At 38.3% G+C, this 15,030-nt stretch carries 11 protein-coding genes and 1 pseudogene; 3 read left to right on the plus strand and 9 right to left on the minus strand.

The annotated features are described in order from the left end of the window. Positions 1-19: 19 nt before the first annotated feature. The gene (locus AAGF08_RS04800) at positions 20-1,507 is read right to left on the minus strand and encodes a sulfatase (RefSeq protein WP_343509933.1); all 1,488 of its coding nucleotides are present in this window, start codon (positions 1,505-1,507) and stop codon (positions 20-22) included. Between the two features lie 309 nt (positions 1,508-1,816). Between AAGF08_RS04800 and AAGF08_RS04805 the strand changes: the two genes are divergently transcribed. After that, positions 1,817-1,981: a hypothetical protein gene (locus AAGF08_RS04805; RefSeq protein ID WP_343509934.1), complete on the plus strand. Its 165-nt coding sequence runs from the start codon at positions 1,817-1,819 to the stop codon at positions 1,979-1,981. A 215-nt stretch (positions 1,982-2,196) separates the two neighbouring features. Here AAGF08_RS04805 and AAGF08_RS04810 read toward each other — a convergent pair whose 3' ends face one another. Next, positions 2,197-3,255: a hypothetical protein gene (locus AAGF08_RS04810; RefSeq protein ID WP_343509935.1), complete on the minus strand. Its 1,059-nt coding sequence runs from the start codon at positions 3,253-3,255 to the stop codon at positions 2,197-2,199. Next, entirely contained in the window at positions 3,256-3,831 is a 576-nt protein-coding gene (locus tag AAGF08_RS04815) for an ATP-binding cassette domain-containing protein (RefSeq protein WP_343509937.1), read from the minus strand. It abuts the gene before it with no gap. Positions 3,832-4,199: 368 nt separating this feature from the next. On the opposite strand from AAGF08_RS04815, the gene AAGF08_RS04820 reads away from it, so the two are divergent. After that, positions 4,200-5,840 carry a sulfatase gene (locus AAGF08_RS04820; RefSeq protein WP_343510196.1) on the plus strand — a complete coding sequence of 547 codons (1,641 nt, stop codon included), beginning with the start codon at positions 4,200-4,202 and terminating at the stop codon, positions 5,838-5,840. A gap of 413 nt (positions 5,841-6,253) precedes the next feature. Further along, positions 6,254-7,873: a sulfatase gene (locus AAGF08_RS04825; RefSeq protein WP_343509940.1), complete on the plus strand. Its 1,620-nt coding sequence runs from the start codon at positions 6,254-6,256 to the stop codon at positions 7,871-7,873. A gap of 117 nt (positions 7,874-7,990) precedes the next feature. On the opposite strand, the gene AAGF08_RS04830 is transcribed toward AAGF08_RS04825, so the two are convergent. The 6 genes and pseudogenes from AAGF08_RS04830 to AAGF08_RS04855 form a co-directional block, all read right to left on the minus strand. Then, positions 7,991-9,277 (minus strand): aminotransferase class V-fold PLP-dependent enzyme, encoded by a 1,287-nt coding sequence (locus AAGF08_RS04830; protein ID WP_343509942.1) that lies wholly within the window; start codon positions 9,275-9,277, stop codon positions 7,991-7,993. Further along, positions 9,277-10,182, minus strand: a complete 906-nt coding sequence (locus AAGF08_RS04835) for a sugar phosphate isomerase/epimerase family protein (RefSeq protein ID WP_343509944.1) — start codon at positions 10,180-10,182, stop codon at positions 9,277-9,279. The genes AAGF08_RS04830 and AAGF08_RS04835 overlap by 1 nt, the downstream gene beginning before the upstream one ends. Before the next feature lie 321 nt (positions 10,183-10,503). Continuing rightward, positions 10,504-10,959 (minus strand): RidA family protein, encoded by a 456-nt coding sequence (locus AAGF08_RS04840; protein ID WP_343509946.1) that lies wholly within the window; start codon positions 10,957-10,959, stop codon positions 10,504-10,506. A 75-nt stretch (positions 10,960-11,034) separates the two neighbouring features. Beyond that, entirely contained in the window at positions 11,035-12,357 is a 1,323-nt protein-coding gene (locus AAGF08_RS04845) for a Zn-dependent hydrolase (RefSeq protein WP_343509947.1), read from the minus strand. Positions 12,358-12,717: 360 nt separating this feature from the next. Then, a complete protein-coding gene (locus AAGF08_RS04850; protein ID WP_343509948.1) occupies positions 12,718-13,671 on the minus strand; it encodes a proline iminopeptidase-family hydrolase in 954 nt (317 codons plus the stop codon). 165 nt (positions 13,672-13,836) lie between these two features. Further along, positions 13,837-14,949, minus strand: a pseudogene (locus tag AAGF08_RS04855) (serine hydrolase domain-containing protein). Positions 14,950-15,030: the final 81 nt, after the last annotated feature.

Consider the following 15,030-nt stretch of genomic DNA (forward strand, 5'->3'; position numbering starts at 1 on the left):
TTTTTTGGCCGGATGAGGATCAATGATATTGGATAGACAAATCATTGGTCCTTATCTCGGCTAATTTTTTAGCCAGTTTAGCTTGCATTTCCTTCACCACATTCTGATAAGCAGCTTCATCTGAAAGGTTATGGAATTGCTTTGGGTCAATTTTCATGTCATAAATCTCGATGCCAGATCCTGCATCTTCGTCATATTGGATAAATGCATATTGATCGGTTCGTATCAAAAATGATTTCCCTCCTTGACTGACTGAAAAAGCAAAATCTCGAAGTATAGTTGATGGATTGTCTAAAATAGGAAGTAGACTCTTTCCCTGAATAGCTTCCGGATAATCCAATCCAGCCAATTCGGCTAAGGTCGGATAGAGGTCAAGTAATTCAGTGAATGAATTTGTGATCGCTGGCTTTTTTCCTGGAACTTTAATCATCATTGGAACTTTGACGGACTCTTCATGAAGGCTTACTTTCATCCAAAATTCATGTTCGTCCAGATGGAATCCATGATCTGAGGTAAAAATAACAATGGTCTTATCAGATAATCCTTCCTCTTCAAGCGTTTTAAGGACTTTTCCAACCTGCGCATCCATATAGGATACCGAAGCGTAATATGCGGCAATAGCTTTTTGCTTTTGCACATCGTTCATTTCAGCATTGACACTAGTTACATAATTTATTCCTCGCTCCGGAATATCGTTCCAGTCATTCTCCACCTGTTCAGGTAACTTCATCCCTTCGTAAGGAAAAGGCGAAAAATAAGTTGCTGGGGCAACAAAAGGGACATGGGGCCGAACGAATCCAACTCCCAAAAAGAAAGGTTTGTCTTTATGTTCTCTAATAAGTTCAGATGCTTTTTCAGCCGTTTTGCCATCAGAGTGAACCAAGTCATCCCCGCTGGCTTTCACAATAGTCATTACATTTCCTCCCTTTCGCTCGATACTACCATCTGGATTGTTTTGCACCAACTCAGCTTCTCCGTAAGCTTTCCATTCAGGGCCTGGAGAATTAAATTTTTCAGTCCAAGATGCTGGATCATCTTGCCCATCTGAGCCTTTTTCAATATCTCCAGGGACTCCCATGTGATAAATTTTACTAACTCTAGCAGTATAATATCCATTCTTCTTAAATAATTCGGCGATGGATGGTCTCCCGTCACCTACATTCTCTCTTCCACTTACATATCCATAAGTTTGGGTTGCATTAGGATAATAGCCAAACATAAAGGAAGCTCGGGATGGTCCGCAAACTGGATACTGTGTATAGGCTCTTGTAAAAACCGTGCTCTCTTTGGCAAGTTGATCGATATTTGGAGTTTTAACCACAGGATTGCCATAAGCTCCAACAGCTGTGGCAGTCAAATCGTCGGAGATAATGAACAGGATATTAGGTTTTTCTAAACTCTGGGCAATTCCATTAAGACATAAAAAGAAGAAGGATAAGGAACCCAAAAAGTAAGAGAGAGATTTTAAATATCTAGTTTTTAATGAATTGTAGCTGCTTATAATCATGCTTGATTTGCGTATGTCATTGGGTTATTAGTACTAATTTATTGGAAATATTTCTTCATTACAGTGTTTCGCTTTTGGATTATTGTTCATATTCAATCTGTGATTATCATATTTTCAATACTCAAAAAATTGTTTTCATTTCGTTTCTTGGTGAATCATAAGTTATTCTTGTGACTAGCGCATTGAAAATGAAAACTGTTTATAGTTACCATTCCTTGATAAGATTCTCATAATAAGAGAAAGTGTTAGAAAAAAATTGATAGCCCTTCGATAAAGATTTCAGATAGAATATCTCGGGTAAATTATTGGGTGAATTTTGTCAAAACTGGAAATCCAAATGGTGAAGACTTATCCTTTTGGCCTCCTTTTAATCTCGATGATCCGATGGTCATGGAATTGGGAGACCAGGTTCAGGCAATTAAACCTCCACATCTCGAGCAGATCCAATTTATGCAGGAAATTTATTACAAATAAATAAGGTTTAGGAAGCTAAATAATCTTCCTGCACCTTGATCTTGAAATCAAGTAAAACCAAATCAACTCTTCTTTAATGGGATCTAAAATTTTTGAAAGAAGCAAAACAATCTAAATCCTTACTGGTTACTAAGTAAGATTCTCTAGTTAGATCTTAGATTAGAGTTAAATGAGTTATAGGTTAAGAAAAGGGTGAATTTCTAATTCACCCTTTTTTAGTTTTGATAGGGGGAGTAAATTGACCTGGTATAGAAAATCAGGAAGATTATTGATAAAAATAAAAGTTCGACCCCGAAGAGTATTGAAAGAAAAACTAGTAAAAAGGCGATGAAAGGAATATTCAGATTGATTTTTTTCTTATCGAATATGCACAATCCATAAATTCCTAGTTGTAAAGTTACCCAGAAGAAAGAAAGAGAAAATTGATTTCCGATTGATGTAATTCCCCTTCCTTGATAGAAAAGCAACAAAAGCTCGGGAAGTACAAGCACAGTCATCGTTGAAAACTCCTGAAATAATTTCGTTCTAAAAGTCCTGGGAAGATTTTTGAAAACATATAATTGGTATTCGCTGAATTCAACTTTTTCTTGCCAGATAGGATAGTGGAAATAAGAACTTATAAGTAATCCAAATGCCAACCAACGCATATCATATCCCCCTGAGAAATAGGAATAAAAAAATCCATTCAATAAAATCAGACTTGTTATTTTGACTGCAAGTAGCAGTAAGGGTCTATTTTCTTTCAGGTGAAACGAAAACCAAAGAAAATAAGGCTTTATCCGGATGATTCGAGTTTGGTGAATGCGCTTTTCAGGATAATACCTATGAAGTGTTTTATAAGTGGAATAAAGCGTTACCAGGGTCAATATTAATATTGAGATCCATAGAAATACTACTTTATCCCAAGCTCCATTTTTTATCCCTACATAGGAAATTATCAAAGAATAAAGCAAGATCAAGGTGTGATTTGTAAACCAAATAGAGATAAAATCCTTTGAAAATTTTGAAAAAGGTAGAAAAGATAATTTTTGAAAGATCCAATAGCTTGGGTCTTGAAGGAGTTTGATCTGAAATCTGAGGTGTAGAAAACTATAGAGAATAAATGAGAAGATCAGCATACCAAACCAAGATTGGATTTGCATGATTTTTTCAGCAATCATAAGGTGCTGCTTCAGCTCCATGAATACACCTAAAATTAAAAAGACAAGAATGAAAAAACCCAGATAGGCTTTGTAGAAAGGAGAAACAAAAGACTTAAAATAGACCTCTCTCATTTATAAAATGATTTTTCCATTTTCGATTTCCATAATCGAAGAATAGGTGAAAAACCCTTCAAAATCAGACATATGAGAAGTTAGTAAAAAACTTATTCCGTCTTTCAATTTAGAATGAATGAGGCTCTTGAGTTCCTTTTGTGTTGCCAAATCAATCGTTGTGAAAGGCTCATCCAAAATGATCAATTTAGGATTTCCAAGGAAAGCTAAAAGTAAGGCTGATTTCTTGAGCATTCCGGATGAATAAGAGGAAATCGGATTTTTGGAATAGTCTCCTATATCAAGTTTTTCTTTTAAAAGTTGGACCTGATTTTCTGCAGGAAGAAGAATAGTTACCGAGAAATTTATCAGTTCATCCAATGAAAGAAAGGAAGGAAAGATCGGTTCGGCTTCCGTGAGGTTTACCAGTTTTCGATAGGGGACAGGATCTTTTTTTTGAGAGATCCCATTCAAGATAAAATCCCCGCTAAATTCATGTATACCTGCAATAGCTTTTAGCAAGGTGGATTTACCTGATCCATTTTTTCCTTTAATCAAATGAATGCCTTCAGAAAAGGAAAAGTCTTCAATAGCCATGCTAAAGCCGGAGTCATAATTTTTTTGAAAGTTTTGGATGAAGAGCATCTAGAGGAATTCAGAAAGAATAAAGATTAAAAATAACGCATATTCTAATTTGCCTGATCGTAAAAGAAGTTAAAAATCAATTAACTGAACAGATCTGTTTTGGAACTCGTATTTTCGAGATATTTAAAAATTTTCAAAAAGTCATTAGTTCATCTTTAAGTTTATTTATAATCATCTTCTTGTTTATTGGCTCAAATGCAGATGATTTTATACTTTTAAATAATTTGGGAATTCAGAATTCCATCCAATACAATTAACCTAGAACTAAGATGAGCAAATTCTCTTTGCCAATTTTATTCCTGATTCTTCTTTTTGGAATCATGGGATGTAGTAAAGCCCCTGAAAAAGTTGAGCGGCCGAATATAGTTTTTATCATGTCAGATGATCATGCCTATCAGGCAATTTCTGCTTATGATAACACGCTGATAGAAACTCCAAACATCGATAGAATCGCAAAAATGGGGATGCTTTTCACCAATGCTTCAGTGACCAACTCGATTTGTGCTCCTTCTCGTGCGACGATTTTGACGGGCAAGCATTCGCATATAAATGGCAAAGTGGATAATCATTTTCCTTTTGATACCACCAATGTGACTTTCCCACAGATTCTTCATGATGGAGGTTATCAAACCGCCATGTTTGGGAAACTACACTTTGGAAATAATCCAAAAGGCTTTGATCAGTTTAAAATTTTGCCTGGTCAGGGGAAGTATTACAATCCGGATTTTATTACCAAGAACGAAGGGAATATTCAAGTGGAAGGCTATGTCACAGATATCATCACGGATATGACATTAGATTGGTTGGCAAATGAAAGAAAGGCTGATCAGCCTTTTATGTTGATGTACCTACACAAAGCTCCTCATAGAGAATGGCTTCCTGCTGGAAGACACGTCGAGGAGTTTACCAATCGTACTTTTAAAGAGCCTGCGACATTGTTTGACGATTATTCCGGTAGAGGAAGGGCCGCTCATGAGGCAGAAATGAACTTGCTGAAAGACATGCACTGGGCAGGTGACTCCAAACTTCGCCCAGAGGTACTGGATGAATTAGGAATCGAGCCGACTTCCGGTTGGGACAAAGCGGCATTTGAAGGAGAAGTGGGAAGAATGAATCCGGAGCAGCGTGCGGTTTGGGATAAAGCCTATGAAAAAATGATTGAGGACTTCAAAAAGGCTTATCCAACGATGACCGAGGAGGACAAAATGAAGTGGAGATATCAGCGGTATATGCAGGATTATCTAGGTACTATCAGAGCTGTTGATGAAAATGTGGGTCGAGTTTTAGACTATTTGGAAGCCAATGGATTGATGGAAAATACAATCATAGTTTATACCTCAGATCAGGGTTTTTACTTAGGAGAGCATGGCTGGTTTGATAAGCGTTTTGTCTACAATGAATCATTCAAAACCCCTTTGATTATGGCTTGGCCAGGCAGGACTCAGGCTGGAGTGAAATCAGATGCCATGGTTCAAAACTTGGATTTTGCACAGACATTTCTCGAAGCTGCAGGAGTTGAGGCGCCTTCCGATATGCAGGGAGAAAGTTTGCTGCCGCTCCTTACAGGAGAGGGAGAGTGGACAAGAGATGCAGTTTATTACCACTATTACGAATACCCTTCTGTACACATGGTGAAGCGTCATTATGCAATTATCACCAAGGATTACAAATTGGTGCATTATTACTTTGATGTGGACGAATGGGAATTGATCGATAGAAAGAATGATCCATACGAACTCAAAAATGTCTATGATGATCCTGCTTATGTAGAGATCAGAGAAGATTTGCACAAGCAGTTGGATGGTTTAAGAGAAAAGTATGGCGACAACTCCCAGGTTTCCCAGCGCTATATCGACGAGTATTTAGACTATTTGCAAAAGAACAATTCCTACGCTGGTGGTAAGAATACAGAGCTTTTGGATAAGATATTTAAGGATAGAAAAATGTCAAATGAACAGTAATCAGTTTGCAGTGACAGTAAGCAGTATCTATTACAGTCATTTCGACGACGAAGAAGGAGAAATCTCAAATAGAAAAATCAGGAATATGTAAGAGATTTCTCCTCGTCGTACCTCCTCGTTCGAAATGACACTAAGATTGCAATTAAAATTAAACGATAACTTTAATGAAGCTTGCGAAGAGAGTAAAAAAGTCGACAGTAAACAGTTTACACTGTTTCAGTAATCAGTTCGAAGTGAGGAATTCAAAGTCATTACCTGCTTGCTGAAGAAAGATTAGGAGTCAATTGTCTACCATGGTCATTTCGAACGGAGCTTGCGGAGAGAGAAATCTCAACATTATCAATTTTGACCTCCAAGAGATTTCTCCTCGTCGCACCTCCTCGTTCGAAATGATAACCAAATCACCCCACCCTATGAAATTCAACAATTCTATTTTAACGCTCTTACTTGGAATCACTCTTTTGGCAGGATGTCAACAAGCAGAAGAAACAAAATCTCAGCGTCCCAACATCATTTTTATCATGTCGGATGATCATGCCTATCAGGCTATTTCTGCATATGATAACAGTCTGATTGAAACTCCAAACATTGACCGGATTGCAGAAATGGGTATTTTGTTTACCAATGCCTCGGTGACTAACTCTATTTGTGCACCTTCCCGTGCAACCATTTTGACAGGTAAGCATTCTCATATGAATGGGAAGATTGATAATTTGTATCCTTTCGATACTACTAACGTAACTTTCCCTCAATTACTACAGGCTGGTGGATATCAAACTGCCATGTTTGGAAAACTACATTTCGGGAATAATCCCAAAGGTTTTGATCAGTTTAAAATACTTCCTGGACAGGGGAATTATTACAATCCTGAATTCATCACCAAAAATGAGGGCAATATCAAAGTAGAAGGATATGTCACGGATATTGTAACCGATATGACATTGGATTGGTTGGAAAATGATCGAAATAAAGAAGACCCTTTTCTTTTGATGTATTTACACAAGGCTCCTCATAGAGCTTGGTATATGGCGGAAAGACATATGGATGAATTCACTAACAGAACCTTCCCTGAGCCGGCAACTTTGTTTGATGATTATTCGGGAAGAACAGCTGCCGCCGGGGAAGCGGAGATGAATATCCTCGAGCATATGGGATGGTCAGGTGATAATAAACTAAAACCTGAAGTGCTTAAGCAGCTCGGAATTGCAGATGTTGGTGGCTATGATACCAGTCGATTTATCAATCAGATGAAGCGCTTTACGCCTGCCCAGGCAGAAAACTTCAAAAAGTATTACGATCCTATCAGTGAGGAGTTTATCGAGGCATATCCTACGATGACCGAAGAAGATAAAATGCGATGGAAGTATCAACGCTACATGCAAGACTACCTAGGTACAATCAAAGCAGTAGATGAAAATGTCGGTCGTTTGTTGGATTACTTAGAAGCGAATGATTTGATGGAAAATACAATCATCGTGTATACCTCCGATCAAGGATTTTACCTAGGAGAGCATGGCTGGTACGACAAGCGTTTTATTTATGATGAGTCTTTCAAAACCCCACTTTTGGTAGCCTGGCCAGGTAAGACAAAACCCGGAATGAAATCAGATGCGATGGTTCAGAATCTGGATTTTGCGCAGACCTTCCTAGATATCGCCGGTGTGGAAGCTCCTTCTGATATGCAAGGCGAGAGTATGACGCCGCTCCTGACGGGGAATGAAGATCAATGGACCCGGGATGAGGTGTATTATCATTATTATGAATATCCGGCAGAGCATATGGTTAATAGACATTATGCTATTGTGACTAAGGATTATAAACTAATTCACTACTATTATGCCATTGATGAATGGGAACTGATAGATAGAAAAAAGGATCCAATGGAATTAAAAAATGTGTATGATGACCCTGCTTACGCTGAGATTAGAAAAGATCTTCACGAACGATTGGAAAAGTTGCGTATCAAATACAAGGATAATTCCCAGCTAAGTCAGCAATACATTGACCGCTTTTTAGAAGACACTAAAAAATAAATTTGTGGGTCTCATTTGTTCTTAAAAAGAATTGATTTCAAAAGATAAAAGCCACCTTATAAAGAGGTGGCTTTTTGGCTTAAAATTATTGATTTTTTAAACATATAGTTAATTAAACTATATTTTTGCTAATTCATGAATACCTCTAATGAATCGATCCAATTCTTCAATTCTGGTGTAGACATGAGGCGTAACCCGTAAGCCATGAAACTTACCTGATTTATCACCTTTTTGAGTAACATGAATATGATAATCTTTTAGCAGTTTCTGAGCTACCTCTCCATCACTCATATTCTTCAAAGAGAAAGAACCCAAAGCACATGCAAACTCGGGCTGTAAAGATGTTTTTATTTCCACATTAGGATTGTCCGCAACTCGGGTGATCCAATAATCTTTTAAATACCTCAACCTTGCTTCCTTCCTTTCTATCCCAATCGTATTGTGAAACTCAATCGCTCTGGCAATGGAGAGTTCAGCAGGAAGATTTCTAGTTCCAAAAGTTGAAAACTTGCTGATTCGATCACTTTGAGGATTTTCATGTGTGAAAAGAGGCCAAAGGTTTTGGATCTCTGATTTCTTCACATAGAGCATGCCTGTTCCAAAAGGTGCGCAAAGCCACTTATGCAGACTGGTTCCATAAAAATCGCAGCCTAGATCAGATATCTTAAAATCTATATGGGCAAAACCATGAGCACCGTCTACCAAAACTTTGATAGCAGGGTTTATACTTTTTACGGCGGCAGTGATTTTTTTGACTGGTAGAATGTTCCCATTGATGTTATTGACATGGGTAATCATCACCAGCTTAGTTTTATCCGTAATTGCGCTGGTGTAGGCTTCTATTATTTCTTCATCATTTTCAACTGGCAATGCTAAGGAAAGCCATTTTAGCGTTACGGCATATCTGGCCTCCACTTCCTGCCAGGTATTCATGACAGAAGTATAATCTTGTTCGGTAAGGATAATTTCGTCGCCTTTGTTGTAATTCATTCCCCAAATCACGGTATTGAGCGCTTCTGTTGTGTTGCGGTTTACGGCAATTTCTTCCGGACTACAGCCTGCTAATCCTGCTAATTGCTCCCGAACTGCCCTGGAAGCGTCCCCTTCGCTCCACATATACATGGAGGGAATGGTATTAAATTCTCGGGTGTAATGTTCAAGTACTTCCTGCACGACCTTGGGCTGTGGGCTTACACTTCCATTATTCAGATTGGCTACAGTAGATGATACTGAGTATTCATTCCGAACCCAATCCCAAAGTAATTCCTCTTCATCTATTTGAGGCAAAGCTCGCCAGACGTTTCGTTCTTTTTCCGATGCTTGTGCCAAATGGGGTAGGATAAAAGCCGTGGAGGCTACGGCAGTCAGCCCCCCTTTTTTAAGAAAATCTCTTCTATTCGTCATTAGGGAAGATTATCATATGCTGTTTTAAATGAATTAAACATGGAAGTGATTATTGGCTTGGGATCACCTTCGGAAAGGCTCTCAAACGAAACATATCCTCGATAGCCTTGATTCTTAATTATTCTTGCAATCTTTTCCATATCCACGGGTGTTCGATTTCCATTTGGGAATACATGTTCTTTTACGAACCAATAATTTGCATAGGGAGCCAACTTTTCTATTTCATCATAAGGATCCTCTGCATGCAAGCTTCCTATATCTAGAATTAAACCAAACCACTCAGAGTCCACTCTATTCAAAATATCAATCACTTCCTCACTTTGAAATAAAAACTCATTATGATTTTGAAGACCGACTATGACCCCTGTTTCTGCTCCATAACGGGTGCAGATTTTAAACTCTTCCACAAGCCATTCTTTCACTTGATCTTTTGTATAGCCTTCATAGGTTTGGTTTCCTGTAAACACCCGCATTATGGTGGCTCCTAGACTGGAAGAAACACTAAGCCATTTTCTTATCAATTCTCTATCAACGCTTCTTACTGCTGCATCCGGATTTACAAAATTATTTCTAACACCTGTCCAAGAGATATTCAGTCCAAGTTCCAGTGCTTTCCTTTTTAGAGAAAAGAGTTCAGTGTCTTTTGGAACCTCGGGATAGGAGGAGAAATAATACCCTGTTAAGTCTACAGCATTAAGTCCGGTATCGGCAGCAAATTCCATCATATCAAAAAATGTCATTTCACCACTTCTTAGCATGGAATTGAACGAATAGGCATTCAAACTGTATTGTAGTCTGACTACTGATGAGGTTTCCTTTGATGAACTCGCAAAGAGACGATGAGAGCCTAATAAAATTGGGGAGATTGCAATGCTACGGACTATATTTCTCCTTTTTTTATCCATGCTTAAAATCAAATTATGATTGGATGCAAACCTTAATTATACTGATCTGATTCATCCGAATATATTGATTTTAGAACAATTCATGGTAATCAAGGACCAATTTTGATAGATGCAAAAAACTTGATGTGATTACCGAAAGACCACTTTTGGAAGGAGAAATACATCTAACCCTATAATTTTTTCCAGTGTGAAAAAGTTAGCTAGGAAAAAGCAAAGATGATTTAAGAAAAGAGAAAGGATAGAATGGATTCTACTGAAAGTAGCTCAGGAGTACTTTAGTGGAGCTCTCTAAAGGTTTCGTTTTTAGAAAGACTCAGACGATCATTTATTAATATAAGCTAAACACTCTATTTCAACTCGCGCATTCAATGCTAATCCGTTTGTGCCAAAAGCACTTCTTGCCGGTTTGTTATTCGGGAAGAATTTTAGGTATTCATTATTTAAAATGGGCCATTCACTCATATCAGCAAGCATGCAAGTACATTTTATTACATTGTCCATTGACGAACCATTTTCTTCTAAAATATTTTTAATGTTCAACATGGTTTGCTGGGCTTCTGGTATTATACCCCCGTCTACAAGTTTTAGACCTACGTTTCCAATTTGCCCTGACACATAAATAATATCGCCATAAATAACAGCTTGCGAAAATGGAAGATTTAGCGCTCTAAACTCTTCAGATTGGACATAGATTGCTTCCGAATTTGAGTTGCTTTCTTGAGCCATAGCTAATGAAACAGAAAAAATAGCTATCGTTATTAGAGTAATGTATTTCATAAAATATTATTGCATTGATAGGTAGTACTTACTTCTAGAATTTGATTTAAAACTTAGCTCAAAGATTTTTCACTCCTAATTCCGGTCTAAAGCCAAAATGGAATGCAAAAGCACATTGGCTCCATTCTCCATATCTTCGGCTTTGGTAAATTCATTGGGAGAGTGACTGATTCCTCCGACACTTGGGACGAAGATCATTCCGACGGGAGCAATTAAAGAAATTTGTTGCGTATCATGTCCAGCTCCGCTTTGCATGTGTTTGGTTTTCAAACCAAGGGCTTTCGCAGCTTCCTGTATTTTTTCCTGAACAGAGGCATCGGTCAAAGCTGGAAGGTTGAAACTTGGTTCTCTTCTAAACGTGATGCTGGTTTTGGTTTCCTCGGCAATGGTCTGGGCTCGCTTTTGAATTTCAGCCAAGAGCATTTCGATTTTTTCAAAAGATAAATCACGAATCTCCAAACCCATATTCACCTTCCCAGGAACGACATTATAGGCTCCTGGAAAAGCTTCAATTTTACCGACCGTACCTACTTGCGTTCCTGGGACACTATTGATGACTTCGTTTACGGCAACCGTCAGTTTGGAAGCGGCAAGCATCGCATCTTTCCTCAGTTTCATGGGTGTAGTACCTGCATGGTTTGCAAATCCTTCTACGGTAACTTCACAATCCAAAATCCCTACGATTCCTTCTACTACTCCAATTTGCACGTTTTCACTATCCAGAATGCCTCCCTGCTCAATATGTAATTCCAGCCATGCATGAAAATCTCCTTTCTTTCTTTCCGCAGTACCAATCTCCTCTGGATTTCCACCAATAGCTCTAATTCCTTCTCCCATCACAAGCCCACTTTGACTGATTTGTCCCAATCCTTCTTTGGTGAGTTCCCCAACCATGGCTTTACTTCCGATCAGCCCTCCTTCTTCATTCCCAAAAACGATAACTTCCAAGGGATGCTCAGTCGTGATCTTATTTTCATTCAGTATTTCGATAGCTTCCAGAGCACTCAAAGAGCCTAAAGTTCCATCGTAATTTCCTCCATCAGGTACCATGTCAATATGTGATCCGAAAGCAATAGGCTTCAATGCTGGGGTTTTTCCATCTCTTGTTCCGATGATATTTCCGCCTGCATCGATTCGTGGATTCAGTCCTGCCTGTTGCATCAGATCCATGAACCATTTTCTACCATCAATATCCCCTTGCGTGTATGCCACCCGGTAGCCATGTCCGTTTTCATCCTGTCCAAACTTAGCCAGTGCTTTAATCCGGTCCTCGATTCTATTTCGGTTTACTTTTGGTAAGCTTTGGGAAAAAGAAATTGCCTGGGCGTCTAGCCAACCAAAGGCAGATAATCCCAAACCGGTTAAGGTTGTTTTTTTAATAAAGGATCTTCGACTCATAGTAAAGTAGGTAGTAGAGAGATAAGTTAAGGATTTTTAGGAAAAAAGGAGGGATGACGAGTTGTATTGTAATTCCTCTTCAGGGAGTGGAGAAATAGGGTTAGAATTAATGTAGTCCGCGACAATTGTCAGGAGCATCTATACTTTTCGTATTACAAAGAATTTGTAATTCGGTTTTGAAAATAAAATTAAGATTATGGATCTTATACCAATTGCATCCTGTCAGCTATACGGGTTGGTAAGGATATCAGAGTTTAATTACATCCGATTACTGTATGGATTACAACCAGTCCGATTCAATTATTTGACTAGACCTAGCAGAGTTTTTACCATCATTTGCAGTTGTTATATTTTTTGAAATTATTTCTTTTGATTTTTAAGAAACTCTTGAATAGCGGTTACTACTGCCTGTCTGTTATCATTGAGGGTAGAATGCCCAGCATCCGGAATGATTACAAATCTAGCATCATGTACCATTTGACTTAGCTTTTTAACTGTCTCTGGACGGGCCTCGTCAAACTCACCTGTTGTAAATAATGCAGGTACCTTGACTTTTTTGAGGCTTTGAACATTATCGTAATTCTTTAAAGTGCCTGTTGCTGTAAATTCACTTGGTCCCCACATATAATTATAAATGAATGTATTTCCGTTGGACTCCACAGAATCATAGGGATGTTTGACAAGTTCTTTTCTTCGGCCATGCCTACGTGCAAAGAAGCTATTGGCAGCGTTATAGGAATCAGTATCAAAGACACTATCTCTTTCAGCTATATGAATTGCCGTCTGTATAGAATCTGGAAGTTCTGACACAAGCATTGCTGCATCTTTTGTCCAAATTGGAGTGCTGAAATATGGGCTGTTGAATATTATTCCTTTTATACCTTCTGGATAATGATCGTAATATTCAAGTGCTAGCGCTGCCCCCCAAGAACCACCCACCAAATAGAATTCATTTAGGTTTAACTCTGATTTAATCGCTTTCACTTGCTCCATGAGCAGTTCGACTTTTAGTAAAGTGGTATCTTGATGATGATCAGATCGTCCTGTGCCTAATTGGTCGAATAGGATTACTGGACGCTCTTTCGATATTTCGGATAAATTATAATAACTCTTGCTTGTACCTCCTGGACCTCCATGCAAGCATAACAAAGGCGTATTATCCCCTTCGCCCATAATTCCATACCAAATTTTCCCACCTTCTACCTCTACAAATCCCTCCCCTTGGTGGAGAAACGGATTTGATTGTTTCGAATCAAAAGTACAACTGGAAATTAAAAGTATGATGAGGAGATAATAGGTGGAAGTGTTCTTCATTTCTATCATTTGTTGGTGATTTTTCTAAATCAATATACCTCATTCTACTATTGCTTGGTAGACCAACTGCAACTTATTATGATGATAATTCAAATCAAAAGGTTGGCTTTGGGTAAAGAACAATACAACCAGATTTTCTTCAGGGTCGATGGCCGAATGCGTGTTTTAGGCACCTATCCAATAAAATAATCCTTCCGATCCTAAGTCTTTGCTTGCGGCAAGATCATCCAAAACGGCAAAACCCAAACCAAATCCATAGCCCGGCCATCCGAAGAGATCCCCAGTTTGATTGATAGTCATCATTTCCACAGTTTTACGACTAAGGATTCCTACACCATTCCATTCTCCATCATTTAGAAGCATTTCACAAAAATTTCTAAAGTCAGAGACGGTACTGTACAATCCGCTTTTGCCTTGCCAAATTGTGTTGCCTGTAAATGGAGTATTGTGAGGCGTTGCAACAAGTTTATCCTCTTCTGAATATGCATATAACTGAACGATTCGTGACTGCTTATAATCTGGAACATTATAGTCTGTCTCATACATTTCCAATGGTTTGAAAATCCGTTCTTGAAAGAAATCACGCGTGGTCATCCCCGAGAATTTTTCAATTATAGCTGACAGGATATCATTGGCAATACTATACAGCCATTCTTTTCCAGGTTGATTCATTAAGGGTAATTGCAAATATTCATCCACTCGTGAAGCGATATTTGTTTGGGAATTTGCTTCTTTCCATACCTCCAAATAGTCATAATCCAATTTATTTCCTTCACAAAAAGGGCCATAGCCAAATCCTGCAGTATGTGTTAGTAAGTTAAAAATCGTAATCTCAGTTTCCAGCTCAACGGTTTCTCCATTCTTTCCATCCTTGGGATCTTTGATAACTCGCAGATTTTTGAAGGCAGGAATATACATTGAAACAGGGTCGTTCAATTGGAACTTCCCTTATTCATAAAGCATCATCATAGCCACAGAATTAACGGCCTTTGTCATAGATTGAATTGAAAATATAGCATCCAAACTCATGGGAGTTTTCTCTTCAATATTACTGTAACCATATGCCTTGTTGTAGACTATAACACCATTGCGCATGATCATCGACACAGCTCCGGGTATTTTGTCCTTGTCTATTTCTTCTTGGATATAGTTGTCATAGCGTTGGAGTCTATCGAGAGAAATGCCTTCGATTACTCTGTCCTTGTTCTGGGATTTAACTTCAAAGCATGTGAGAAATAACAAGCAGGCGAAGCTTAATAGTTTTATTTTATTTCTCATGAGCGAATTTAGTTTAAAATGATCACCAACTTTTGGATATCCCTAATTGGTGACATCCGTCCGATTTAGAGAAAGATAAAC

Source organism: Algoriphagus sp. SE2, from assembly GCF_039563885.1.
Taxonomy (GTDB): domain Bacteria; phylum Bacteroidota; class Bacteroidia; order Cytophagales; family Cyclobacteriaceae; genus Algoriphagus.